The sequence below is a fragment of the Saccharothrix sabaoui genome (genome assembly GCF_051756985.1).
Classification (GTDB): Bacteria; Actinomycetota; Actinomycetes; order Mycobacteriales; family Pseudonocardiaceae; genus Actinosynnema.
The window spans coordinates 1-25,052 of record NZ_JBPKJK010000136.1 but is presented as its reverse complement, the minus strand read 5'-3'; the positions used below and the strand labels follow the sequence as shown (position 1 = coordinate 25,052).

Genomic DNA, 25,052 nt, shown 5'->3' with positions numbered 1-25,052 from the left:
CGGTCCCGGCACCGGCGCTGCACGGGCACGGCGGGCGACCGGCGCGCTGCCCCCGCTGACCGCCACCGGCGGACCGGCGGAGCGGTGGAGCGGGGCGCGCCGCCGCGCTACAGCGTGATCGTCCGGCGGACGGGCAGGTCCCGGGACGAGGTGCCCGCCGACAGGGTGTAGAGCCCCGGCGTCAGGACCCAGGCGTCGGTGGCGGGGTTCCACACCGACAGCGCCCGCTCGGGTACCGCGATGGCGACCCGCGTCCGCTGGCCCGGCGTGAGGTGGACCTTGCGGAAGCCGACGAGCCGGCGCACCTCGGCCTTGGCGGAGGGGGGCAGGGCCGCGTAGAGCTGGACGGTCTGCCAGCCGGCGCGGGTGCCGGTGTTGGTCAGGGTCACGCCGGTGGTCAGCGTGCCGCCGCCGTAGGACGCCGTCAGGTCGCCCAGGGTGAACGTGGTGTAGGACAGGCCGTGGCCGAACGGGAACAGCGGTTCCTGTCCCGCCTTGTCGTAGTGGCGGTAGCCGACGTGGACGCCCTCGTCGAAGCGCACCACCTTGTCCACGCCGGGGTAGGTGGCCGGGGTGGTCGCCGGTCCCTGCGCCTCGGACGCGGGGAAGGTGACCGGCAGGCGGCCGGCGGGGTCGGCGTCGCCGAAGAGCACGGCGGCCAGGGCGGTGCCCGTGCCGCGCCCGCCGTACCAGGTCTGCACGACGGCGCGCACCGAGCCCAGCCACGGCATCGCGACCGGGCCGTCGGTGTTGAGCACCACCACCGTGTCGGGGTTGGCCGCGGCCACGGCGGCGATCAGCGCGTCCTGGTCGCCGGGCAGGGACAGGGTGTCGTGGTCCATGTCCTCGCCGGCGACGCGGTTGACCACGACGACGGCCGCGTCCGCGCCCCGGGCCGCGGTGACGGCGGCGGGGATGAGCGAGGTCGGCTGCCAGCCGAGCGCGAGGGCGCTCTGGCCGGGTTCGGCGGTGGCGTTGGTGTACTCGACGGTGACGTCGACCCGGCGTCCGGCGGTGAGCTGGGCGGTGCCCTGGAGGGGGTAGTCGAACGGGCCGAGGAAGAAGCGGCGCATGTGCCGGGTGCCGGAGACGACCGTCCTGCCGTCGATCACCAGCTCGGCGGTGCCGGAGGTGAGCAGGGAGAAGCGGTGCAGGCCGGTGGTGGTGGGGGTCAGGGTGCCGGTCCACCGGGCGGACCACACCGCCGGCAGGCCGGTGACGGGCGCTTGGTCGAAGTCGAGGGTCGGTGCGGTCAGCGTGGCGACCGGCGTGCCGGTGGGGGTGGCCCCGGCGTAGAAGGTGCCGGTCAGGCCGCCCGGGAGGGCGGCGGCGGGCACGACGGGCAGCGGCACGTCACCCAGGGTGCCGGGCGAGGTGGTGACGGTGACGGCGCTCCCGGCGCGGGCGCGGATGGCCTGGAGCGGGGTGGTCCACGTGCCGGGGTCGACGTAGGTGGAGCCGGACACGCCGGTGATGACGCCGGTGTCGGCGACGCCGATGACGGCCAGGGACCTCACCGCCCGCGCCAGCGGCAGCACCCCCCGGTTGGCCAGCAGCACCGTGGAGTGCACGGCGAGGTCGTGGGCCAGCGCCTGGTGGGCGGGCGTGGTGACGACCGGCGCGGGAGCCGGTAGCGGGGTGTCGAACAGGCCGGCGGCGACCATGGCGGACAGGATGCGGCGCGCGGCGTCGTCGATGCGCGCCGCGGGGACGCCGCGGGCCAGCTCGTCGGCGGTGACCCGGACGCCGCCGGGGCCGAGCCCGGCGAGGTCCATGCCGGCCCTGGCGGCGGCGACCTGGTCGTCGCCTGCCCAGAAGTCCGGCACGGTGTAGCCCTGCAAGCCGATGAGGCGCTTGAGGTCGTCGAACAGCACCGGGTCCTGGGTGGCGTAGGTGCCGTTGACCTTCGGGTAGGCGATCATGACCGAGGTGAGCGGGACGGCTTCGACCGCGGCCCGGAACGGGGCGTAGTAGACCTCGTGCAGGGCGCGTTCGGAGACCTTGACGTCCACGGCGAACCGGTCGAGCTCCTGGGTGTAGGCGGCGAAGTGCTTGAGGGTGGCGAGCACCCCGCCCCGGTGCAGGGCGGTCGTCGCGGCGGCGGCCAGCGCGCCGGCCAGGGTCGGGTCCTCGCCGAAGCCCTCGGACTGGCGGCCGAAGTGCCGGCTGCGGGTGATGTCGGCGGTGGGCGCGAGCAGGTTGTTGAAGCCCTTGCCCCGGCCCTCGGCGGCGACGGCCGAGGCCATCCGGCCGACGAGGGCGGGGTCGAAGGTGGCGGCCTGGGCCAGCGGGACGGGGAACGCGGTGACGCCGGTCTCGCCGCGCAGGCCGGCGGAGGCGTCGGCCATGCTCAGCGCCGGGATGCCGAGCCCGGCCAGGGCGGCGAAGTCGCAGCGGACCAGGGCGATCTTCTGGGCCTGGCCCATGCGGGCCAACAGCTGCTCGACCCGGGGGTCGGCCGCGGCGGCGCGGTGACCGTGCCCGGCGGGCGCGGTGGTGGACGTGCCGGTGGCGGCGGTGGACGTGCCGGGGGTGGACGTGACGGCGGTGGCGAGGGCGGTCAGGGCGGTGGCTGAGATGAAGCTTCGACGGTCCATGTCAACCTTTCAGGGGAGGGTGACCTACTTGGCGGCGTAGACCTCGTCCAGGGCGGCGAGGACGTCGTCGACGGAGACGTCGCCGGAGAACAGCTTCTGGACCTGGGTGAAGTGCTCCTGCTGGACCTTGGGCGTGGGCCAGTACTGGTCCATGAACGCCACGGTCGTGCCGTTGCGCAGGTGCTGGTCGAGCAGGGTCAGCGCGGGGTCGGCCTTGAACGAGGCGTTGGGGATCGCCGGCAGGGTGCCGCCCTTCTCGTTGTAGAGGTTCTGCCCCTTCTCCGAGCCGAGGAAGTCGACGAACTCCTTCGCCAGGTCGGCCTTGGCGCTCTTCGCGTTGACGCCGTAGGCGGCGGAGACGGCGCCGGGCATGCGGGTCTTGGCGGGGTCGTCGCCGGCGGGCAGCGGGAACATGCGGATGTCGGCGTCGCCGGCTTCCGCGCGCACCGACGACAGGCTGCTCGCGACCTGCACCACGCCGACCGCCCTGCCCTGGGCGACGTCCTTGATCGAGGTCTCGTAGCTGGTGCCCAGCGGCTTGTCGCTGAAGCAGCCGCGCTCGTCCATCTCCAGGTACTTCTCCAGCGCGGTCTTCCAGCCGGAGCCGGCGAACTTCTCCTCGCCCGCCGCCATGTCCTGCCCGAACTCGGGGTTGTCGGCGTAGGCGGTGGTGGCGACGAGGGCGTAGGTGACGAGCTGGGTGACCCACGGCGTCTGGATGCCCAGCGCCAGCAGCACCTTGCCGTTGTCGCGGGCCTTGCCGCACAGCGCGAGCAGCTCGTCCCAGGTCGTCGGCTCCCGACCGCCGATGGCGGTCATGGCCTCCTGGGTGTAGACGACGCCGATGCCGCTGTAGTTGGCGGGCACGACGTAGGTCCTGCCGTCGACCTGGGTGACCGGCTTGGACGCCGCGGGCACGGACGCGGCGAACGGCCGGTCGCTGAGGTCGGCGAGGTAGCCGGCGGGCTGGAGGACCCGGAGCGCGCCGGGGTTGCCGTTGCCGGGCCAGACGGTGAACACGTCCGGGCCGGTGCCCGAGGACAGCTGGGTGCGCAGGGTGCTCTGCAACTGGTCGGTGTCGGCGTAGGTCACGGTGACCTCGGTGCCGGGGTTCTCCCGCTCGAACGCCTCCACGACGGCGTCGACCGAGGCGCGGTCGGTGGCGTTGGCGGCGACCTTGAGGGCGTTGCCGCCGGAGCCGGACGAGCCGGAGCCGCAGGCGGACAGCAGCAGGGCGGTGACGGCGACCGCGAGGGCGCGTCGGGAAGAGGACATCGTTGTGCTCCGGGTGTGGTGTGGTGTGGGGGTGCGGGTCAGCCCTTCAGGCCGCCGGCGAACCCCTGGATGACGCGCTTCTGCATGGCGAAGTAGACGAGCAGCACCGGCGCGGTGCCGATGACGAGCCCGGCGAAGACCAACGGCCACCGGGACACGTACTGGCCGACGAACCCGAACAGGGCGACCGGCACGGTCTGCCGCTCGGTGCCGCTGAGGTACAGCAGCGGGGTGAGGAAGTCGTTCCACACGAAGATGGCGTTGAGGATGACGACGGTGCCGGTGACGGGTCGCATCAGCGGCAGCACGACGGAGAAGAACGCCCGCAGCGGGCCCGCGCCGTCGATCAGCGCGGCCTCCTCGTAGGCGGGGTCCAGGGCGCGCAGGAAACCGGTGTAGAGGAAGACCGAGAACGGCACCTGGAGGCCGGTGTAGAACACGACCAGGGCGAGCGGTTCGCCGAGCAGGCCGAGGTCGCGCATGGTCTGGTACAGCGGGATCAGGGCGAGCTGGAACGGCAGCAGCAGGCCGAGCATGAACAGCAGGAACGCCGCCCTGGACCACGCCCGCGTGCTGCGGGCGAGGGGGTGGGCCGCCATCGCCGAGAGCAGCACCACGAGGACCACGCTGCACACCGTGATCAGGGTGCTGGTCAGCAGGGCGGTGCCCAGGTCCGCCTGCCGCCAGGCGTCGCCGTAGTTGGCCAGGGTGGGCGACGACAGCGCGATCGGCGAGGACTGGTCGCCGGGCCGGCGCAGCGAGAGCGACAGCAGCACGTAGACGGGGAAGGCGAACACCAGCGCGGTGGCGACCATGACGGCCTCCAACCCCGCGGTGCGCCAGGTGTAGCGGTTCACGCCGCGCCCCCCTGCCTGCTCAGGCCCCGGTACTGCACCGCGCTGATCACCGCGACCAGGACGGTGAGCACGAGCGCGATGGCGATGCTGTAGGCGAAGTCGTTGAACTGGAACGCCTGCCGGTAGATGACCGTGGACAGGGTGTCGGTCGCGCCGCCCGGCCCGCCCTGGGTCATCACCCACACCTGGTCGAACAGCTTCAGGCCGCCGATGACCGACAGCATGAGGTTGATGGTCGTGGCGGGCGCGAGCATGGGCCTGGTGACGTGCCAGAACCGGCTGACCGCGCCGGCGCCGTCCAGCGACGCCGCCTCGTTGACCTCCTGCGGGATGGACTGCAGCCCGGCCAGGAAGATCACCATGGAGTAGCCGGCGAACTGCCAGATCACCACGGCGACCACCGACCACAGCGCCAGGTCGGTGTCGCCCAGCCAGTCCTGCTGCCAGGAGCCCAGCCCGACGGCGCCGAGCAGGGCGTTGATCGCCCCTTCCGGCGCGTACAGGTACTTCCACAGGTACGCGGTGACCACCGGGGTGATCACGGCCGGGGCGAAGAAGAACACCCGCAGCACGGTGCGGCTCTTGATGCGCGCGTTGACGCCCAGCGCCAGCAGCAGGCCGATCGCGTTCTGCACCACCGTGATGGCCGACGCCGCGAGGAGCGTGGTGAGCAGCGCCGAGCGCGCCGTCCCGTCCTCCAGCAGGGCGCGGAAGTTGTCGAGGCCGACGAACTCCGGCGCCGGGCTGATGCCGTCCCAGTCGGTGAAGGCGTACCCGGCGCCCTGCGCGCTGGGCACCAGCACGGCGAAGGCGAAGAACGCCAGGCCGGGCGCGAGGAACCACCAGGGGGCCGACCGGGAGCGCCGGCGCGGTCTGAGCGCTGTTGCCATGACGGGAGTTCCGTTCTCGCCCCGGGACACCGGGGGTGGGGATTGAAACGTTTTACAGGAGTGGCCGAACCGTAGGTGACACCGCGCACGTCGGTCAAGGGGTGCTTCCCAAACGATGACTTGAAGCGTTACACATAGCAGCGGAACATCCGGTTCGACGTCCCGGGAGACGCCACGTGCACCAGCAGAACCACGACGCCCCCGCGCGGGTGACCGCGCCGACCGCGGAGCACCACCGCGAGGCCCTGGGCATCGGCGAACCGGCACCGCGCCTGTCGTGGACGGTGGACGACCCGGCCGGCGGGTGGGCGCAGGCCGCCTACGAGGTGGAGGTGTCCCGGGTCGGGGCGCCCGGCACCGGCGCGGGAGGAGCGGTCAGCCGCCACCGGGTCGAGTCGGGCGAGTCGCGCCTGGTGCCGTGGCCGGCCGAACCGCTGGGGTCGCGGGACCGGCGGGTGGTGCGGGTGCGCGCCCGGGGCCGCGACGGGCGGGTGACGCCGTGGAGCGCGCCCTCGGCGGTGGAGGCGGGCCTGCTGCGCCCGGGGGACTGGACCGCGCGCGTGGTCTCCCCCGCCGTCGAAGCCGACCGGCCGCCGCTGCTGCGCGCGGAGTTCACCGTGGGCGGACCGGTGGCGCACGCCCGCGCCTACACCACCGCGCACGGCGTGCACGAGCTGCGCCTCAACGGCGCGCCGGTGGGCGACGACGTGCTGGCGCCGGGGTGGACCAGCTACCGCGAACGGTTGCGCTACCGCACCCACGACATCACCGGGCTGCTGCGCCCCGGCCGCAACGCGGTCGGCGTGGCGCTGGCGGACGGCTGGTACCGGGGCAGGCTGGGCTTCAACGGCGGCACGCGCGCCGTCTACGGCGACCGCGTCGGCGCGCTGGCGCAGCTGGAGATCACGTACGCCGACGGCACGCGGCAGGTCGTGGGCACCGACGGCTCGTGGCGCGCGGGCACGGGCGGGCTGGTGTCCGCCGGCCTGTACGAGGGCGAGCACTTCGACGCCCGCCTGGAACCGGTGGGCTGGGACGCGCCGGGGTTCGACGACTCGGCGTGGGGACCGGTGGAGGCGGTCGAGCGCGACCCGGCCACGCTGGTGGCCCCGACCGGGCCGCCGGTGCGGCGCACGCGGCTGCTGGCCCCGGTGTCCGTCACGCCCAAGGGCGACGGCCGGTTCCTGCTGGACTTCGGGCAGAACCTGGTGGGGCGGCTGCGCGTCCGGGTCACCGGCGGGGCCGGGCGGGAGATCACCCTGCGGCACGCCGAGGTGCTGGAGGACGGCGAGCTGTGCGTGCGCCCGCTGCGCGGCGCGGTGTCGGTCGACCGGTACGCGCCGCGCGGCGACGGCGCGGAGGAGTGGGAACCGCGGTTCACCTTCCACGGCTTCCGCTACGCGGAGGTCTCCGGCTGGCCCGGTGACCTGGTCCCGGCGGACGTGACGGCGGTGGTGTGCCACACCGACATGCGCCGCACCGGCTGGTTCGCCTGCTCCGACCCGGCGCTGGAGCGGCTGCACGAGAACGTGGTGTGGAGCATGAGGGGCAACTTCCTCGACATCCCCACCGACTGCCCGCAGCGCGACGAGCGCCTGGGCTGGACCGGTGACATCCAGGTCTTCGCGCCCACCGCCGCGTTCCTGCACGACTGCGCCGGCCTGCTCACCTCGTGGCTGGCCGACCTGGCCGCCGACCAGCTCCCGGACGGCACGGTGCCGTTCTTCGTCCCCGCGATCCCCACCCTGCCCGAGGGCGAGTGGTACCCGGCCTGGCCGGGCGCGGTGTGGGGCGACGCCGCCGTGCTCACCCCGTGGGTGCTGCACGAGCGGTTCGGCGACCGCGGCGTGCTGCGCGCCGCGTACCCGGCCGCCCGCGCCTGGGTGGACCTGGTGGCGTCGCTGCTGGACGAGGACGGCGTGTGGCGCCGGGGCCGCCAGCTGGGCGACTGGCTGGACCCGGCCGCGCCGCCGGAGGACCCGTGGGCCGCGCGCACCGACCCGCACCTGGTGGCCACGGCGTACGCGGCGCTGTCCGCGCGGACCCTCGCCGACACCGCGCGCGTGCTGGGCGAGACCGCCGACGAGACCCGCTACCGGGCGCTGCACGACCGGGTGCGGGCCGGGTTCGCCCGCGCCTACCTGCGGCCCGACGCGCCCGGCACGCCCACCGGCCTCGCGCTCGCGCTGCGCTTCGACCTCGTGCCCGACGACCGGCGCGACCGGGTGGGCCGGCGGTTGGCCGAGCTGGTCCGCGCCGACGGCCACCGCGTCGGCACCGGCTTCGCGGGCACCCCGGTGGTCCTCGACGCGCTGGCCGGCTCCGGTCACCTCGACGACGCCTACCTGCTGCTGCTCCAGCGCGAGTGCCCCTCCTGGCTGTACGCGGTCGGCCTGGGCGCGACGACGGTCTGGGAGCGCTGGGACTCGATGCTGCCCGACGGCACGGTCAACCCCGGCGAGATGACCTCGTTCAACCACTACGCCCTGGGCTCGGTGGCCGACTGGCTGCACCGCACCGTCGCGGGCCTGTCCCCCGCCGCGCCCGGCTACCGCCGCATCCGCGTCGCGCCCCGTCCCGGCGGGGGCCTGACCGCCGCCTCCGCCGAGCACGACACCCCGTACGGCCGGGCGCGGGTGTCGTGGCGGCGGGAGGGGGCGGAGCTGACCGTGGAGGTCGTCGTCCCGGCGAACACCACGGCCGTCCTCGACCTCGACGGCCGGGAGCCGCTGCACGTCGGGCCCGGCGCGCACCGCGTCACCGCGCCGTGCCGGCCCGCTCACGAGGACCCCGGCCCGGGTACGATCCCGGTTCGCACAACCGCGGTGGAGGTCTGACGGTGTCGACGGTGGGCATCAAGCAGGTGGCCGCGACCGCCGGGGTCTCCACGGCCACCGTCTCCAACGTCCTCAACCGCCCCGACCGGGTCGCCCCGGTCACCCGCGCCCGGGTCCTGGCGGTCATCGAGCAGCTGGGCTACCTGCCCAACGCCGCCGCCCGCACCATGGTCAGCGGGCGCACCAAGGCCGTGGGGCTGGTCGTGTTCGACGTGCGCAACCCGTTCCTCACGGACGTGGCGCGCGGCTGCGAGGACACCATGCTGGAGTTCGACAACGCCGTCATGCTGTGCAACAGCGACGTCTCCCCGGACAAGGAGCGCCGCTACCTCGACCTGATCACCGAGCAGCGGATGCAGGGCGTGCTGATCAACCCGGTGGACCCCACCCCGGCCTGGGTCGCCGGGCTGCGCGAGCGCGGGCTGCGCGTGGTGCTGCTGGACAACGTCGCCGACCTGCCCGACGTGTGCTGCGTCGCCGTCGACGACGTGGCGGGCGCCGAGCAGGCCGTCACCCACCTGCTCGGGCGGGGCCACCGGGACGTCGCCTTCGTCACCGGGCCGATGACCATGCGGCAGTCCGTCGACCGCCGGGCGGGCTCCCTGCGCGCGCTGGAGCGGGCCGGCCGGTCCCCCGACGACCTGCGCACCGTCGAGGTGCGCGCGTTCACCGTCGAGCAGGGCCGCCGCGCCGCGGAGCGGCTGCTGGCCGGGACCGACCGCCCCACCGCGGTGTTCTGCGCCAACGACCTGCTCGCCCTGGGCGTCATGCAGGTCGCCCTGCGCGGCGGCCTGACCGTCCCCGACGACCTCGCCCTGGTCGGCTACGACGACATAGACGCCGCCGAGACCGCCGCCGTGCCGCTGACCTCCGTCCACGTGGACGGCTACGAGCTGGGCCAGGCCGCCGCGCGGCTGCTCGCCGACGAGATCGACCTGGGCCCCGAGCACGTGCACCGGCGCCGGGTGTTCGAGCCGAAGCTGGTGGAGCGCGCGTCGTCGTAACGCGGTCACGGCCTCGTCCGCGGGCGGCGGCGGGCGGGCGGCAGGGGCGTCGCCGCCGTCCCCGCCACGACCGTGCCGGCCAGCGCGCCGATGCCCTCGACGGTGAGGGTGACGACGTTGCCGGGCCGCAGCGGCGGCCGGTCCGACCCCCGGCCCCACAGCTCGGCCAGGCAGCCGCCGTTGCCGCAGGTCCCGGAGCCCAGCACGTCGCCGGGCCGCACGAGGGTGCCGCGCGAGGCGTAGGCGGTCATCTCCTCGAACGTCCAGCTCATGTTGGACAGCAGGTCGGAGCCGACGACCTCGCCGTCGACCTCGGCGGTCAGCGCGAGCCGGAGCAGGCCGTCGGTGTCGCGGAACGGCTCCAGCTCGTCGGGGGTGACCAGCCACGGGCCGAGCGTGGTGGCGGTGTCCTTGCCCTTGCACGGCCCCAGGCCCACCGCCATCTCGGCGTGCTGGAGGTCGCGGGCGGACCAGTCGTTGAGGATCGTGTAGCCGGCGATGTGGTCGCGCGCCGCCTCGGGGGTGAGGTCGCGGCCCTCGCGGCCGACGACGGCGGCGACCTCCAGCTCGAAGTCGAACCGGGCGCACCCCGGCGGGACGGGCACGTCGTCGTGCGGGCCGAGGACGGCGTGCGGGTTGGTGAAGTAGAACGTCGGCGCGGCGTACCACCGCTCCGGCACGCCCGCGCCCGCCCGCATACCCTCCACGTGCTCCTCGAACGCGACGAAGTCGCGCACCGAGGGCGGTCGGAGCGGCGCGAGCAGCCGCACCGCCGAGACGTGCGGTCCGGGCGGCCCCTCCAGGGCGGCGGCCCCGACGGCGGGCAGCTCGCCCAGGACGTCGACCAGGGACGCCGCGTCGAGCGGGTGCAGCAGGTCGGCGTCGTCGAGCACGCCGACCTGCTCGCGCCCCTCGTGCCGGTAGGTCGCGAACCTCATGCCGTCACACCGGCGGGGCGACGAAGCAGCCGCGGTCGGGGTCGTTGAACGACTCCTTGGCGACCAGCTCGTTCATCGGGTTGGCGGTGCCCCACTGGTCGCTGACCTCGGGGCGGGACAGGTCGTACACCTGGGGGTGCCAGCTGTCCTCGTCGAGCTGCTCCAGCTCGGTGGTGTACTCGACGGTGTTGCCGTGCGGGTCGAAGAAGTAGGAGAACGTGTTGTCGCCCGCCAGGTGCCTGCCGGGTCCCCAGATCTTGCGCACGCCCGCGCGCAGCAGCCGCCCGGTGCCGCGCATGTACTCGTCCACGCCGCGCAGCTCGAAGGAGATGTGGTGCAGCGAGGTGTGCGGGCCCTTGGCGACGGCGAGGCTGTGGTGCTGCGGGTTGATCCGCATGAAGTGCATCAGCTCGCCCACGTGCGGGGAGCTGAGGGTGTCCGACAGCGCGAACGACAGGTGCCGCTCGTACCAGGCGCGGGTGGCGCCGAGGTCGGGCGAGTTGAGCACCACGTGCGAGAGCCGGACCGGGATGGACTCCTTCTCCTCGACGCGGCGGTGCCGGCGGACCTCCACGTCGGCGGAGACCTCGACCGTGCGGCCGTCGACGTCGAAGAACCGGAAGCCGTAGCCGCCGCCGAGCGTGCCGAGCCGGTCGGGCGTGCTGATGAGCCGCACGTCGGCGGCGATGAGCCGCTCGGCGAGCGCGTCCACGTCGGCGGGGGTGGCCGCGCCGAACGCGATGAGGTCGAGGCGCTTCTCCTCGGCCTTGCGCAGGCGCACCACGTACTGCTCGGGCGAGCCCTCGGCGGCCAGGAAGCTCAGGCCCGAGTCGTTCGCGACCTCGGTCAGGCCCCACACGCCGGCGTAGAACTCGCGCTGCTTGTCGTAGTCGGGCACGGCGAGGTCGACGTGCCGCAGGTGGGTGAGCAATCGCCTGGTCACCGGGTCTCCTCCAGGTTGATCAGGGCGGCGGCGTTGCCGCCTCGGACGGCGTGGAAGTCGGGTTCGGGCAGGTCGGCGGCGCGCAGGGCGGCCACCGGGTCGTCGGCGCCCATGTCGAACGGGAAGTCGGAGCCGAGCAGCACCCGGTCCGCGCCGGCGACGCGGACCAGCTCGCGCAGCACGCCCCCGTCGTGGACCAGCGAGTCGAACCACAGGCGCCGCAGGTAGTGGCTCGGCGGGTGGGCGCAGCCGTGCGCGTCGGGGCGCACCCGCCAGGCGTGGTCGGCGCGGCCCAGGTGGGTGGGCAGGTAGCCGCCGCCGTGCGCGGCGACGACCCTGAGGCCGGGGTGGCGGTCCAGCACGCCGGAGAACACCAGGTGCGACAGCGCCACCGCGTTCTCGACGGGCTGGCCGACGCTGTTGGACAGGTACCAGCGGTCCAACCGCTCGTCGAGCGTGCAGCCGAAGGGGTGCAGGAACACCACCGCGCCGGTCTCGGCGGCCAGCTCCCAGAACGGCTCGTAGGCCGGGTCGGACAGCTCGCGGCCCGGGGCGTGGCTGCCGATCTGCACGCCCGCCAGCCCCTCGCCCAGCGCGTGGTCGAGCGCCCGCACGGCCAGGTCGGGGTGTTGCAACGGCACCAGGCCCAGGCCGCGCAGCCGGTCGGGGGCGTGCGCGCAGTGCTTCGCGGTGGCGGTGTTGGCCGTCTCGTACACCGCGCGGGCGACCTCGCGGTCGGCCCAGTAGTGGTAGTGCGAGGGCGACGGGCTGACCAGCTGCACGTCCACGCCGGCGATGTCCATCGCGGCCAGCCGGTGCACCACGTCGGTCAGCAGCCGCAGCCGGTCGCGGACCATCGCGCCGCTGACCGCCAGCGCGTCCGGCCCGTTGCGGCGGGCGTCCAGCTCGCGGGCCCCGGCGCGGCCGGGCGCGTCGGCGACGAGCAGGTCCACCTCGGGGAGCAGGACGTGCGCGTGCACGTCCACGGTCGGCGCGGACGCAGGCGCGGTCACGGCGGGTGCTGCGGGCGTTGCGGGTGCTGCGGGCGTTGCGGGCGCGGTGGGCGTTGCGGGCGCGGTCACGGCTTCGCCGCCAGGACACCCGCGGTGCGGCCCATCAGGCCGGGCACGTCGGCGTCGCGCACCCCGTCGAGCAGCCACCGACCGAGCTGCACCGAGGCGTCCACGACCGTGCGCACGCGCGGGTACCGGCGGTCGCGGTAGGCGGTGAGCACGGCGTCGTCCCAGGTGTCGTGCGCGGACAGCAGCTCGGTCAGGACGAGCGCGTCCTCCAGCGACATGGCCGCGCCCTGGGCCAGCGTGGGCGGGCAGGCGTGCGCGGCGTCGCCGACCAGCACGACCCGTCCCCGGTGCCACGGCCCGTCGACGAGCAGCCGGTCGAACCACGTGTAGTTGACCACCGCCGGGTCGGTCAGCGCGGCCCGGATCTCCGGCCACGGTCCGCCGTAGCCCTCGGCCAGCCGGCGCATCTCCTCGGCGTGGGCGCCCGGGGCGACGGCGTCGCGGTCGCGGTTGCGCTCGACGAGGTAGGCGTAGGCGGTGTCCGGCCCGGTCGGGCAGCAGCCGGCGATGAAGCACGACCCGCCGTAGATCATCCGCGTGTGCTCCAGGCCGGTCGGGCGCGGCACGGGGGCGCGCCAGATGGCCATGCCGGTCGGCACGGGCACCTCCTCGACGCCGATCAGCCGGCGCGTGGCCGAGTTGAGGCCGTCCGCGCCGACGACCAGGTCGTAGCGCCCGGTCGTGCCGTCGGAGAAGGCGACGTCCCCGCTGCCGGGGTCGAGCGCGGTGGCGGTGACGCCCAGCCGCACCGACGCGCCCGAGGCGCGCACGGCGTCGATCAGGATGCGCTGGAGCACCGGCCGCCGCATCCCCACGGTGGCGGGCAGGTCGTCGCCGCCGAGGCGACCGCCGCGCTGCACGGCGAGCACCGCGCCGTCCGGGGCGAGGAGGCCGAGCTCGTCGAACGGGAACCCCTCGCGCAGCACGGCGTCGAGCACGCCGACCTCGCGCAGGACGCGCAGGGCGTTGCCCTGGACGGTGATGCCGGAGCCGGCCGTGGCGTTCCAGTCCTCTTCGGACTCCACGAGGTCCACCGCGTGCCCGGCGCGGCGCAGCAGGACGGTCAGGGCGTTGCCGGCGGTGCCACCGCCGAGGACGAGCACGGTGCGGGTCATGGCGACTCCTCGCTACTTGACGGCGACGGGGTTGACCGGTGAGCCGACGGCCCCGGTGATGGGCAGCGGCGCGGCGGTCAGCCAGAACTCGTGCACGCCGTCGGCGGCGCAGTCCTCGGCCAGCGCCTCCAGGTCCCACATCTCGCCCACCAGCAGCCCGATGTGCGGGATGACGACCTGGTGCAGCGGTTGGAAGGCGTGGTCGAACTCGTTGGGCCGCACCTCGAAGCCCCACGTGTCGGTGGCGACCGCGGCGATCTCGGTGCGGTGCAGCCACGACGCGGTGGTGAACGACAGGCCGGGCGCGGGCCCGCCCGCGTAGTCGCCCCACCCGTCGCGCTTGGCGCGGGCCAGCCGCCCGGTGCGCACGCACACGATGTCGCCCCGGCCGACCCGCACGCCGTGGGCGCGGGCGGTCTCGGTGAGGTGGTGCTCGGTGATGGCGAAGCCGTCGGGCAGTTCGCCACCACCGACGACCCGGCCGACGTCGAGCAGCACGGCGCGGCCGGCGACGTGCGCGGCCATGTGCTCGATGCCGGTGACCTGGTCCCCGGCGGAGGTGACGGTGGTGGCCGCGTCACGCCCGTTCCACGCCCGGCCGTGGTCGAAGATGTGCCCGAGGCCGTCCCACTGCGTCGAGCACTGCAGCGGCATGGAGATCACGTCGTCCGCGCCGCCGATGCCGTGCGGGAAGCCCTGGAGGCCCGCCGCCGCGTCGGTGCCGGTGTCGAGCATGGTGTGCACCGGGTTGGTGCGCCGCCGCCACCCCTTCTGCGGACCGTCCATGTCGAAGCGCAGCGACAGCGAGAAGCTCGCGCCCCGCCGGACGAGGGCCGCGCCCTCGCGGCGCTTGTCCTCGGTGAGGAAGTTGAGCGTGCCGAGCACGTCGTCCTCGCCCCACCGGCCCCAGTTGGAGCAGGTCCTGGCGGCCTCCGCGACCGCGCCCTCCGGGTCGTCGCGGTTCACGCGCCCCCCTCGGCGACGCACCGGGTGCGCTGGACGCCCAGGCCGGTGATGGTCGACTCCATCACGTCGCCGTCGCGCAGCAGCCGGCCGTGGTGGATGCCGTTGCCCGCGGGCGAGCCGGTCAGCACGAGGTCGCCGGGCAGCAGCCGGGCGGTCTGCGAGGCGTAGGACACGACCCGCGCGACGTCGAAGATCATGTCCTCGGTGGACTCGTCCTGCATGGTCTCGCCGTTGAGCTTCAACGTCAGCCGCAGGTCCGACGGGTCGGGCACGAACTCCGCGGGCACCAGGTACGGGCCCACCGGGGTGAAGCCCGGCGCGTTCTTCGACCGGAACCAGTCGGTGCCGATCTCGCGCATGTCGGTGCGGAACACGTGGTCGCGGGCGGTGAGGTCGTTGGCGATGGTGTAGCCCGCGACGTGCTCCAGCGCCCGGTCCGGGGACACCCGGTGCGCGGGCCTGCCGATGACCGCGGCCAGTTCCAGCTCCCAGTCCGGCTGCGCGCACCACGACGGCAGCACCACGTCGTCGTACGGGCCGGTGATCGCCGAGGGCAGCCCGGTGAACACGTACGGCTGGTCCTCGCGCGCCCGCCGGTCCATGATCGCGGCGGCCCGCTCCCGCGCCTGCTCCTCGGTCTCGGCCGAGCCCTCCGGGCGGTGGGCGACGACGAGGTCGATGACGTGCTGCCGGTAGTTCGCGCCGGACTGGACCACCTGGCGCGGTTCGACCGGGGCGTGCACCCGCAGCCCGCCGAGCGGTCGCCACTCGCGGTGGCCGTCGCGGGCCAGGCCGTGCAGCGCGGGCAGGGCCTCGTCCCACCGGTCGAGCAGGGCGCGGGCGGACGCGGGTCGCCACGGCAGCGCCCGTTCCAGGTCCAGCACCCGTTCCCCGACGACCAGGCCGGGGAACGGCGGCGCCCCGTCGTCGGAGAAGGTGCCGAGCGCGAACCGGACGGGTTGCGTGGGTGTTGCCATCAGGTGTCCTCCCGTGTCGTGAGGACTACTGTGACGCGGGTCAAAGGATCGCGGAAATGAATGTTCGTGATGCACCGCATCCACGCGGTGGATGCCTGGAGGCGCGGTGAACCTGTCGAACCTCGACCTCAACCTCGTGGTGGCCCTGCGGGCGCTGCTGGAGGAGCGCAACGTCACCAGGGCCGGGCAGCGGATCGGCCTGACCCAGCCCGCGATGAGCGCCGCCCTGGCCCGCCTGCGCCGCCACTTCGACGACCCGCTGCTGTCGCGCACCGGCTCCCACTACGACCTGACCCCGCTGGGCGCGGTGCTGCGCGACCGGGCCGCCGCCGCGTGCGAGGTGCTGGAGCGCGTGTTCAGCAGCCAGGCCACCTTCGACCCGACCACCGAGAGCCGCGAGTTCACCATCCTGACCTCGGACTACGGCGCGAGCGTGTTCGGCGTGGCCCTGGCCCGGGTGCTGCACGCGGAGGCACCCGGTGTCCACCTGACCTTCCGCCAGACCTCCCCGACCCTGCTGGACAACGTGGGGACCCTGCTGAGCACGGTGGACGGGCTCCTCATGCCCCACGGCGTCCTGGACGACTTCCCCTCCGTCGGCCTCTTCACCGACACGTGGGTCTGCCTGGTCGCGGACGACAACCCCGAGGTCGGCGACGAGCTGACCCTCGACGACCTCGCCCGCCTGCCCTGGGCCGTCTACCAGCGCGCCTACGACGCGCCCGTGACCCGCCAGCTGAGCATGCTGGGCATCAGCCCCCGCGTGGACGTCTCCGTCCCCTCGTTCCACCTGCTGCCGCCGCTCGTCGCCGGCACCCGGCGGGTGGCCCTGGTGCAGCAGCGCCTGGTCGAGCACTTCCCCGCGCCCGGCGTGCGCGTGCTGCCGTGCCCCTTCCCCGCCGTGCCGCTCCAGGAGGCGCTGTGGTGGCACCCGGTGCACGCGCAGGACGCCGGGCACCTCTGGCTGCGGGAGACCGCCGAACGGGTCGGCAGGGTGATCGACGCCGCCTGAGGCGAGCGCCGCCCGTGAGCAGGGCTGCCCGGCGTCAGGGCCGCCCGGGGCCAAGGGCAGCCCGGGGTCAGGGGCAGCCCGGGGTCAGGGGCAGCCCGGGGTCAGGGGCAGCCCGGGGTCAGGGGCCGCGCCGGATCGTCACCAGCGCGATGTCGTCGGTGGCGGGCCGGTCGCCGATCAGGGTGGCCATGATCCGGGCGCACGCCGTCTCCGGCGCCACCGGGGAGACGACCTGCCGGAGCAGCTCCAACCGGTCGTCGAGGTCCTGGTCGCGGCGCTCCACGAGGCCGTCGGTGTACAGCGCGACCAGCGCGCCGGGCGGCAGGTCGACGCCGGCGCCCCGGCGGCCCGCGACGCCCAGGTGGTAGCCGATGGGCGGGCCGAGCGGGGCGTCGACGAAGGCGGGGTCCCGGCCGGGCACGGCGAGCACGGGCGGCAGGTGGCCGGCCAGGGCCAGCTCCGCGCGCGAGGTCGCCACGTCGATCACCGCGTAGGCGACCGTGGCCATGGTGTGGGCCTCGAAGTGGCTGGCCTTGCGGTCGAGCTTGCCGAGCACCTCCGCCGGGTCGTCGAACTCCAGCGCGTAGGCGCGCAACGCGCTGCGCAGCCGTCCCATGACGATCGCGGCGGGCAGGCCGTTGCCCACCACGTCACCGATGACCAGGCCGATGCGCCCGCCGGGGAGGCCGAACACGTCGTACCAGTCGCCGCCGACGCCGCTGTCCGCGCCCGGGACGTAGCGGGCGGCCACCTCCCAGCCCGCCGTGACGGGCAGGCGCCCCGGCAGGAGGCTGTCCTGGAGCATGGCGGCGGCCCGCTCGGACCGCGACCGGTGCACGTGCGCGGCCGTCGCCAGCCGGTCGGCCACCAGCCGCAGCAGCTCGACCTCCTCGTCGGTGAACCGGCGTGGCGTGGTGCTGCCGACGTGCAGCACCCCGGTCAGCTCGCCCTGGGCCACCATCGGCACGCCCAGCAGGACCGCCAGGCCGCGCTCCCACAGCAGGGGGTTGATCACCGTCGACTCGTCGACGCGCTCGATCTGCACGGGTTCGCGCAACCGCGCCACCCGACCGGCGAACCCGGAGCCCACCGGCACCCGGGTGCCCTGGAAGACCTCCTCCTCCAGGCCGGACGTCGCCCGGGCCACCAGCTGCTCACCGGCGGCGTCGGCCAGCAGGACGGTGACGGTGTCCACCGCGAGCAGTTCGCGGACCTGCCGCAGCAGCACCTCGAAGAGCTTGTCCAGGTCCAGTTCCCGCAGCGTGCTGTCGGTCACCGCCTCCAGTACCCGCAGCCTGGTCCGCGCACGTCGCGCACCGCTCATCCGCCATCCCCGTCCGAACCCCGACCTGTCACGCGGAGTGAGAGGCCCGATTACCCACGGGTGCCACACAGCCGACGTCGAGCACACCAGCCTACCCCGACGGGGTGCGCGCCGTGGCCGCCGTGCTCCCCGGTGCGCACGAGTCGGAGCCGCGGCGCCCCGTCGGGGAGCGCCGCCCGACCGGACGGGGACGTGCGGGCGACCCGGCGACCCGGGGCCCCGATCGGGTGGCCCGACCGGGTGATCCGCCCACCGGCGGTACCCCGTCCGGCCGGACGCCGGCCGGCGTGCGCACCGGTTGAGACGCCCGCGCCGACCTGGCCGCGATGACTTCGTTCGTGGTGTTGACCAGCGCTCCGGCACCTCGGCAGACTTGCGCGGTGCTCGGTCGGGATCACCCGGGAGAGTGGACCTCCGCCACGGTCCCACCGGGTTCCCGACGTCGTGCGGGACCGGCCGTCGAACGGCCTTGGCGGGACCTCTGGAGGAGAGCCTCTCGTGGGTAGCTCATTGCGTTGCACGGTCATCGTCCCGACCTACAACCGGAGGCGGTTGCTCGAACTCACGCTCGACTCGCTCGCCGCGCAGGACCTCTCCCGCGACCGGTTCGAGGTGCTGGTGGTCGACGACGGCTCCGACGACGGCACCGAGGCGGCGGTGCGCGCTTTCGAGGACCGGTTGGACCTGCGGTACTTCTACCAGCCCGACGAGGGGTACCGGGTCGCCGCGGCGCGCAACACCGGCATCCGGCACGCGAGCGGCGAGGTCTGCGTCTTCGTCGACTCCGGGGTGCTGCTGCACTCGACGAGCCTGGCCGCGCACGCCGCCGCCCACGCCGCCGCCCGGGAACCGTTGGCGCTGAACGGGTACGTGTACTGCTTCAACCTCGACAACGAGGACGCGGAACTCATCCGGAAGGTCGTCGACGTCGACGACGTGGACGCGTCCATCGAGTCGATGGCGCGGACGGGGTCGTGGCCGGACGTGCGCGAACCGTTCTACGCCCGCTACTCCGACGACTTCGGCCACCTCCCGGCCCCGTGGTTGATGTACTGGACCTGCCACGCGTCGGCGCTGACGGAGCAGGTGCGCTCGATCGGCATGTACGACGAGGCGCTCCGGCAGTGGGGCGGTGAGGACCTCGACCTCGCCTACCGGCTGCACCGCGACGGCGCCCGGTTCGGCGTGCTCCGGGAGGCCGAGTCCATCCACTACCCGCACGACAAGAACCACGAGGACAACAGCAGGGCCGCCCTGGAGAACTACCGCTACATCGCGGAGAAGTACCGGACGCCGATCACCCGGCTGCTGGTCGAGGTGCCCGCGATCCGCTTCTCCGCGTTCAACGACGTCGTCGAGGAGCGCGGGCTCCCCCGCTGCGCCGACTACACGCGGGACGGGGTCGTCGGGTAGATGGCCGGCACCGGGACCCCCGCCTGGGTCGGCACCGCGCGGGAGCAGTTCGCCGCCCGGCGGGAGATCGCCCGGCTCCTGCCCCGCGCCGGCGGCCGGCCGGTCGCCGTCCTGGTCGTGCTCGAACTGCTGCTCGGGTGCCTCCCGGTCCTGTTCACCGCGGCGACCGCGGTGCTGCTCGGCCGGGTCCCGGCGGCCGTCGGCGCGGGCCTGGGCTCCGGCGCGTGGGACTCGCTGGTCGCGGTGTTCGGCGTCGCGGCCGGCGCGTTCGTCGCCCGGCAGCTGATCGCCCCCGCGGAGCGGGCCGTGGGCGAGCTGGTGACGCGCCGGGTCGACGGCCGGGTGTTCGACGAGCTGATGGCCGCGTCGCTGCGCAGCCCCGGCCTCGGCCCGCTGGAGGACCAGGAGGCGCTCGACGCGCTCCGGTCCGCCGCGCGGGAGGTGGAGTTCGGCGTGCAGAGCCCCGGCCGGGCGGCCACCGGCCTGCTCGCGCTGGTCGCCCGGTACACCGAGCTGACCGGCTACGTGGTCGCGGTGGGCGTGGTGTTCTCGTGGGCCGCGGCGGCGGCGCTGGCGGTCACCGTCGCGCTGTTCCGCCACGGCCAGCGCGGCGGGCTGCGCCGGTACGCGAGGACCCGGTCCCTGCTCGCCGCCGACCAGCGCGAGACCGACTACCTGCGCGAGCTCGCGGGCGGGGCCGCCGGCGGCAAGGAGATCCGGGTCTTCGGCCTGCTCGGCTGGCTGCGGCAACGCCTGCGGGACACCCACCTCCGCTTCCTCGACCCCCTCTGGGCCGAGCGCCGCGCCGTCTACCTGTGGCCGTTCGCGCGGTTCTCGGTCGTGGGCCTCGCGGTCGCCGGCGCGGTGTTCGCGGCGCTCGGCGCGACGGCGCGCGAGATGACGCTCACCGGGTTCGTGCTCGTCGCGACGGCGACCCTGGGCGTGCTGCGGCTGGCCGAGCACTACCCGGAGGCGGACCTGCCGACCGCGATCGGCATGAGGGCGCACGACGCGGTGCGGCGGTTCACCGGGCACGTCGACGCCCACGAGGAGCGGGCCGGCGGGCAACGGGCCAACGGGGAACGGGCCGCCGGAGCCCCGGCCAACGGGGAACGGGCCGGCGGGGGACGCGTCCGGGCCGCGCGGCGGTCGGTGCCCGAGCCGGTCGGCGCCATCCGGTTCGAGCGGGTGGGCTTCCACTACCCCGGCCAACGGCGGATGATCTTCGACGGGCTGGACCTGACCATCCCCGTCGGTCGCTGCACGGCCGTCGTGGGCGTGAACGGCGCGGGCAAGACCACCCTGGTCAAGCTGCTCGCCAGGCTCTACGAGCCGACCTCGGGCCGGATCACGCTCGACGGCGTCGACATCCGCGAGTTCCCGGTCGACGAGTGGCGCGCCCGGCTCGGCGTGATCTTCCAGGACTTCGTGCGGTACGAGGCGTCCGTGGCGGACAACGTCGCGCTCGGCGCGGTCGGCCACCTGGGCGACCGGGCCGCGATCCGCGAGGTCGTCGACTCGGTCGGCCTCGGGGAGGCCGTGGCCCGCCTCCCCCTCGGGCTGGACACGCCGCTGGCGCGGCACCTCACCGGCGGGACGGAGCTGTCCGGCGGCCAGTGGCAGCGCGTCGCGCTGGCGAGGGCGTTGTTCGCGCTGCGCCACGGTTCCCGGGTCGTCGTCCTGGACGAACCTACGGCGAGCCTGGACGTGCGCGCGGAGACCGGTTTCTTCGAGGAGTTCGCCGACCTCGCCGCCGGCGCGACCACCCTGCTGATCTCCCACCGGTTCTCGACCGTGCGGCACGCCGACCTCATCGTCGTCCTCGAACGCGGCCGGGTCACCGAGCAGGGCGGCCACGCGGACCTGCTCGCCCGCGACGGGCGCTACGCGGAGCTGTTCCGGTTGCAGGCGGACCGGTTCGTCGGCCGGGTCGGCGGGGTGGCCGGGTGAGGGTCCTGGTGGCCGGCGCGTGGACCGTGATCGCCACGGCGTGGCGGTTGAACCCCCGCAAGACGGCGCTGGCGGTGGTCCTGATGACGGCCGGCGCGGTCGCCGCCCCGCTGCTGGCGGGGGCGCTCGGGTGGATGACCCGCGAGGTCGTCGCGGGCGCGACGGGGCGGGCGGTGCTCGCCGGCGTGGTCGTCGCCGTGCTGGCGGTGATGGCGCTGGCCCTCGCGCACTTCGCCCACCTCGCCTACTACGAGCTGGCCGAGCTGGCCGAGCTGGACTTCGACGAGCGCGTGATCGAGGTGTCCAACGGCTCCGCCGGCATCGAGCACCACGAGCGGGCCGAGCACGCCGACACGTGGACCGTGCTGCGGCAGGAGGGCAGGCAGTTCCGCACCGGCCTCGAAGCGCTGCTCAACGGCGTCGGCCTGGTCCTCGCGGTGGCGCTCACCGCCGTCCTGCTGGCCGTGCAGAACCCGTGGCTGCTGCTGCTCCCCGTCGCCGCCGTGCCGCCCCTGCTCGCCGGCCGCGCGGCCGAGCGGGTGCTCGACCGGGCCAGGACGGCGACCGCCGAGCCGACCAGGACCGCGCTCAACCTGTTCCACCTGGCCACCTCCGCCCGCCTGGCCGGGGAGCTGCGGGTGTCCCGGGTCCAGGACGAGCTGCGCGCCCGGCACGACCGGCTGTGGGACGAGGCGACGCGCGGCCTGTGGCGCGCGCACCTGACCGCCACGTGGGTGCGGGCCGCCGGGCAGGTCGTCTTCGCGCTCGCCTACGTCGCGGGCGTGCTGCTCGTGGTGCGCGACGCGGTGGCCGGGCGGCGCGGTGTCGGCGACGTGGTGCTGGTGGTCGTGCTCGCCGCCCAGGTCAACCAGCAGGTCTCCACCGCCGTCGCGCTGCTCCAGGACCTCCAGCGGATGGCGGGCGCGTACCGGCGCCTCACCGAGGTCACCGCGCTGGTGACCGGGCCCGACCCGGCTCCTCCGCGCCACTCTCCGCCGCACCGGCTGCGCGACGGGATCGAGCTGTCCGGGGTGGCGTTCACCTACCCGGGCACCGACGCGCCCGTGCTGCGCGAGGTGGACCTCCACCTGCCGGCCGGCGCCACCGTCGCGATCGTCGGCGAGAACGGGGCGGGCAAGTCGACGCTGGTGAAGCTGCTGTGCGGGTTCTACCGGCCGTCGGCGGGACGGGTCCTGGTCGACGGGGCGGACCTGCACGGCATGTCGGTCGACGAGTGGCGCACGCGGGTCGCGGCCGGGTTCCAGGACTTCGTCCGGTACGAGTTCGCGGCCCAACTGGTGGTGGGCCTCGGCGACCTGCCCAGGGCGTCGTCGGAACCGGCCGTCCGCACGGCGCTGGAGCGCGCCGACGCCACCGGCGTGCTGGACGACCTGCCCGACGGCCTGCGCACCCACCTCGGCAAGAGCTACGCCGACGGCGCCGAGCTGTCCGGTGGCCAGTGGCAGAAGCTGGCGCTCGGCCGGGCCATGATGCGGGACGCCCCGCTGCTCCTCGTGCTCGACGAGCCGACGTCGGCGCTGGACCCCGAGGCGGAGCACGTCCTGTTCGAGCGGTACGCCGACCACGCGAGGCGGGTCGCCGCCCGGACCGGCGGGATCACCGTCTTCGTGTCCCACCGGTTCTCCACGGTGCGCACGGCCGACCTGATCGTCGTGGTGGAGGACGGCCGGGTGGTGGAGACCGGCGACCACGCCGCGCTCACCGCCGCGGCGGGCCCCTACGCGGAGCTGTTCGCGCTCCAGGCGAAGGCGTACGGCTGACACCCCGCGCCCCCGGGCCCGGACGGGGTGTCAGCCGGTCTGCCGGCGCACCACCTCGGCGATCCAGACCGGCGCGAACGGCGAGGTGCAGTTCGGCGGCGTCGGGTAGTCCTTGAGCACCTCCAGGCGCTCGCCGATGTCGACGGCGCGGGCGCGGTGCTCGGCGTGCTCGATGCCGATCTGCGCCAGGCAGTGGTTCATCGCCCACTGGAGGCGGTCGGGGGCGTCGCGCATCTCCGCCTCGATGACGTCGAGCAGCCCGGGCAGGTCGAGGCCCTGGGGCTTCCTGGCCACGCGTTCGGTGGTCAGCGCCCACCCGGCGCTCGCGACCACCGGGTCCGGGTCGGCGGACCAGGCCAGGCGCAGCTCCTCGGCGTGCGGGCTCTTCTTCACCACGTAGTTCACGAGCCAGTCGTGCACCTTGGGCGTGCGGGCCTCGCGCAGCATCGCGTCCAGCCGGTCGCGGTCGAACGCCTTCGGGCGGCAGACCAGGATCGCCAGCAGCCGCGCCGCGCCGTCACCCGTCGCCCACAGCCGGAGCGCGAGTTCCTGCTGCGTCTTGAGCCGCTTCGCGAGGGCGCGCAGCTTGCCGAGGTTCACCCCGTGGTCGTCGCCGTGCTTCTCGTTCACCTCGCGGGCCCGGGGGTCCTCCAGGGCGGCCAGCTCGGCCATCACCTCGGTCACCGTCGTCCCGGCCGCCGTCGTCCCGGCCGCCGTCGTTCCCGCCGCCGTCGTCCCCGCCGCCGTCGTCCCCGCCGCCTCGGCCACCCCGACCCCCACCCTCGTCGACATCCGGCCACGAGGAAACCACACGGGGAGCCGGGCGTGTCCCCCGGCCGCGACGAGGTGCCCGCGTCGGCGGTGCGGAGGTCCGGCCGCCGGGTCCGACCGCTCGCCGAGCGGCGCCCCGCCCGCCCGCCGCCGTGGGGCGGGCGGACGGGGCGTGGTGCCGGGTCAGGACGCGGTGCAGGTGAGGACCGGGGTGCCGGCGGTGCCCGAGGCGACGAAGCCGAAGGTGCCGGAGGCGCCCGGGGCGAGCGAGCCGTTGTAGGCCGCGTTGCGGGCGCTGACCGAGGTCCCGCTCGTGGTCGCGGTGGCGCCCCAGATCGAGTTGATCCGCTCGCCGGCGGCGAAGGACCAGTTCACCGTCCAGCCGGTGACGGCGGTGGACCCGGCGGTCACCCGCACCTCGGCCTGGTAGCCGCCGGACCACTGGGAGGTGGTGCGGAAGGTGGCCGAGCAGGTCCGGGCCGGGACGTCGGTGGGCGTCGTCGTCGTGCTGGTCGGCGTGGTGGTCGTAGTAGTGGTCGTGGTGGTCGTCGTGGTGGTGGTGGGTTGACCGCCGCCGGTGAAGTTGACGTCGCTGCAGAAGTAGTAGGACTGGTCGAGGTGACTGGCCTGCCAGACCGTGAACAGGACGTGGTGGCCGGTGCGGCCGGGGGCGTCGACCTCGACGGGCGTCCTGCTGCCCGTGGGGATCTTCCCGGTCTGGCCGACGAGTTCCAGGTCGCTCCAGCGCGGCTTCTGCGTCTTCGGGTCGAAGCCCTGCTTGGTGGCGTAGACGCGGATGTAGTCGGCGCCGTGGGAGGACTGGTCGTTGAGGTTGAGGGTGAACCGCGAGGGGCGGTCCACCGCCTTCCAGTCGCCGGGCTCGTCGAAGGCGGCGTAGCGACCGCCCCAGGTCAGGCCGCCGCTGCACAGCTGCCCGTCCGGGAGGGCGGCCTGGTGGTCGCCCGCCACGTTCTCGCGGAACAGGCCGTTCCAGTTGTACATCGCCGACGGGTCGGCCTGCCAGGCCCGGTAGCACTGGGGGTCCTCGGCGGCCGTCTGCGGCGTGGGGCCGTTGGGCCAGCGCAGGTAGCAGCCGTAGTGGCGCGCGGGCGGGTCGCTGACGGCGCCGTGGGCGGAGGCGGTGCCCGCGCCGAAGGTGACCAGCAGGGTGGTCAGCAGCGCCAGGCAGGCGCCGACCGCCGCCGCCACCCGCCAGGCGGAGTCGGGTCGGGAGGGGACCCTCACGGTCAAGGAGCCCCGGAACTCGCTGGGAGCGCTCCCGGAAGAGTGCAGCATGTGAACCGCCAAATCTTCGTTGAT

The 25,052-nt window shown here is 74.6% G+C and carries 19 protein-coding genes; 6 read left to right on the top strand and 13 right to left on the bottom strand.

Translation table 11 applies throughout. The features are described 5' to 3' along the window. Positions 1-107 precede the first annotated feature (107 nt). The 4 genes from ACR807_RS31670 to ACR807_RS31655 are packed head-to-tail and all read right to left on the bottom strand — an operon-like array spanning position 108 to position 5,619. Entirely contained in the window at positions 108-2,597 is a 2,490-nt protein-coding gene (locus ACR807_RS31670) for a beta-glucosidase (protein ID WP_438925134.1), read from the bottom strand. 24 nt (positions 2,598-2,621) lie between these two features. Beyond that, positions 2,622-3,872 (bottom strand): ABC transporter substrate-binding protein, encoded by a 1,251-nt coding sequence (locus ACR807_RS31665; RefSeq protein WP_438925133.1) that lies wholly within the window; start codon positions 3,870-3,872, stop codon positions 2,622-2,624. A gap of 38 nt (positions 3,873-3,910) precedes the next feature. Continuing rightward, entirely contained in the window at positions 3,911-4,729 is an 819-nt protein-coding gene (locus ACR807_RS31660) for a carbohydrate ABC transporter permease (protein ID WP_438925132.1), read from the bottom strand. Beyond that, a complete protein-coding gene (locus ACR807_RS31655) occupies positions 4,726-5,619 on the bottom strand; it encodes a carbohydrate ABC transporter permease (protein ID WP_438925131.1) in 894 nt (297 codons plus the stop codon). Before ACR807_RS31655 ends, ACR807_RS31660 begins: the two co-directional genes overlap by 4 nt. 176 nt (positions 5,620-5,795) lie before the next feature. Here ACR807_RS31655 and ACR807_RS31650 point away from each other — a divergent pair, with 176 nt between their 5' ends. Both ACR807_RS31650 and ACR807_RS31645 read left to right on the top strand, forming a co-directional pair. Continuing rightward, on the top strand, positions 5,796-8,456 hold the full coding sequence (locus ACR807_RS31650; protein WP_438925130.1) for a family 78 glycoside hydrolase catalytic domain: 2,661 nt from the start codon (positions 5,796-5,798) through the stop codon (positions 8,454-8,456). 11 nt (positions 8,457-8,467) lie between these two features. Further along, the gene (locus tag ACR807_RS31645; RefSeq protein WP_438925129.1) at positions 8,468-9,460 is read left to right on the top strand and encodes a LacI family DNA-binding transcriptional regulator; all 993 of its coding nucleotides are present in this window, start codon (positions 8,468-8,470) and stop codon (positions 9,458-9,460) included. 5 nt (positions 9,461-9,465) lie between these two features. On the opposite strand, the gene ACR807_RS31640 is transcribed toward ACR807_RS31645, so the two are convergent. From ACR807_RS31640 to ACR807_RS31615, 6 genes are all read right to left on the bottom strand, one after another. Beyond that, positions 9,466-10,398, bottom strand: a complete 933-nt coding sequence (locus ACR807_RS31640) for a fumarylacetoacetate hydrolase family protein (protein WP_438925128.1) — start codon at positions 10,396-10,398, stop codon at positions 9,466-9,468. Positions 10,399-10,402: 4 nt separating this feature from the next. Next, a complete protein-coding gene (locus ACR807_RS31635; RefSeq protein ID WP_438925127.1) occupies positions 10,403-11,341 on the bottom strand; it encodes a VOC family protein in 939 nt (312 codons plus the stop codon). Then, positions 11,338-12,354 (bottom strand): amidohydrolase family protein, encoded by a 1,017-nt coding sequence (locus ACR807_RS31630; RefSeq protein ID WP_438925126.1) that lies wholly within the window; start codon positions 12,352-12,354, stop codon positions 11,338-11,340. Before ACR807_RS31630 ends, ACR807_RS31635 begins: the two co-directional genes overlap by 4 nt. A gap of 65 nt (positions 12,355-12,419) precedes the next feature. Further along, positions 12,420-13,538 carry an FAD-dependent oxidoreductase gene (locus tag ACR807_RS31625; protein WP_438925125.1) on the bottom strand — a complete coding sequence of 373 codons (1,119 nt, stop codon included), beginning with the start codon at positions 13,536-13,538 and terminating at the stop codon, positions 12,420-12,422. 12 nt (positions 13,539-13,550) lie between these two features. Continuing rightward, entirely contained in the window at positions 13,551-14,504 is a 954-nt protein-coding gene (locus tag ACR807_RS31620) for a cyclase family protein (protein WP_438925124.1), read from the bottom strand. After that, entirely contained in the window at positions 14,501-15,481 is a 981-nt protein-coding gene (locus ACR807_RS31615; protein ID WP_438925123.1) for a fumarylacetoacetate hydrolase family protein, read from the bottom strand. The genes ACR807_RS31620 and ACR807_RS31615 overlap by 4 nt, the downstream gene beginning before the upstream one ends. Before the next feature lie 106 nt (positions 15,482-15,587). Here ACR807_RS31615 and ACR807_RS31610 point away from each other — a divergent pair, with 106 nt between their 5' ends. Beyond that, on the top strand, positions 15,588-16,493 hold the full coding sequence (locus ACR807_RS31610; RefSeq protein WP_438925122.1) for a LysR family transcriptional regulator: 906 nt from the start codon (positions 15,588-15,590) through the stop codon (positions 16,491-16,493). Between the two features lie 118 nt (positions 16,494-16,611). Here the strand turns inward: ACR807_RS31610 and ACR807_RS31605 are convergent, their stop codons facing one another. Then, positions 16,612-17,817: a PP2C family protein-serine/threonine phosphatase gene (locus ACR807_RS31605; protein WP_438925121.1), complete on the bottom strand. Its 1,206-nt coding sequence runs from the start codon at positions 17,815-17,817 to the stop codon at positions 16,612-16,614. Between the two features lie 498 nt (positions 17,818-18,315). Between ACR807_RS31605 and ACR807_RS31600 the strand changes: the two genes are divergently transcribed. From ACR807_RS31600 to ACR807_RS31590, 3 genes are read left to right on the top strand one after another with little or no spacing between them, the layout of a single operon-like run. Next, complete coding sequence (locus ACR807_RS31600) at positions 18,316-19,230, top strand: glycosyltransferase family 2 protein (RefSeq protein ID WP_438925120.1); 915 nt, start codon at positions 18,316-18,318, stop codon at positions 19,228-19,230. Continuing rightward, positions 19,231-21,180: an ABC transporter ATP-binding protein gene (locus ACR807_RS31595; protein WP_438925119.1), complete on the top strand. Its 1,950-nt coding sequence runs from the start codon at positions 19,231-19,233 to the stop codon at positions 21,178-21,180. After that, on the top strand, positions 21,177-22,961 hold the full coding sequence (locus tag ACR807_RS31590) for an ABC transporter ATP-binding protein (RefSeq protein ID WP_438925118.1): 1,785 nt from the start codon (positions 21,177-21,179) through the stop codon (positions 22,959-22,961). Before ACR807_RS31595 ends, ACR807_RS31590 begins: the two co-directional genes overlap by 4 nt. A 30-nt stretch (positions 22,962-22,991) precedes the next feature. Here ACR807_RS31590 and ACR807_RS31585 read toward each other — a convergent pair whose 3' ends face one another. Then, entirely contained in the window at positions 22,992-23,633 is a 642-nt protein-coding gene (locus tag ACR807_RS31585) for a DNA alkylation repair protein (protein ID WP_438925135.1), read from the bottom strand. A 282-nt stretch (positions 23,634-23,915) separates the two neighbouring features. Then, on the bottom strand, positions 23,916-24,977 hold the full coding sequence (locus ACR807_RS31580; protein WP_438925117.1) for a lytic polysaccharide monooxygenase auxiliary activity family 9 protein: 1,062 nt from the start codon (positions 24,975-24,977) through the stop codon (positions 23,916-23,918). Positions 24,978-25,052 lie beyond the last annotated feature (75 nt).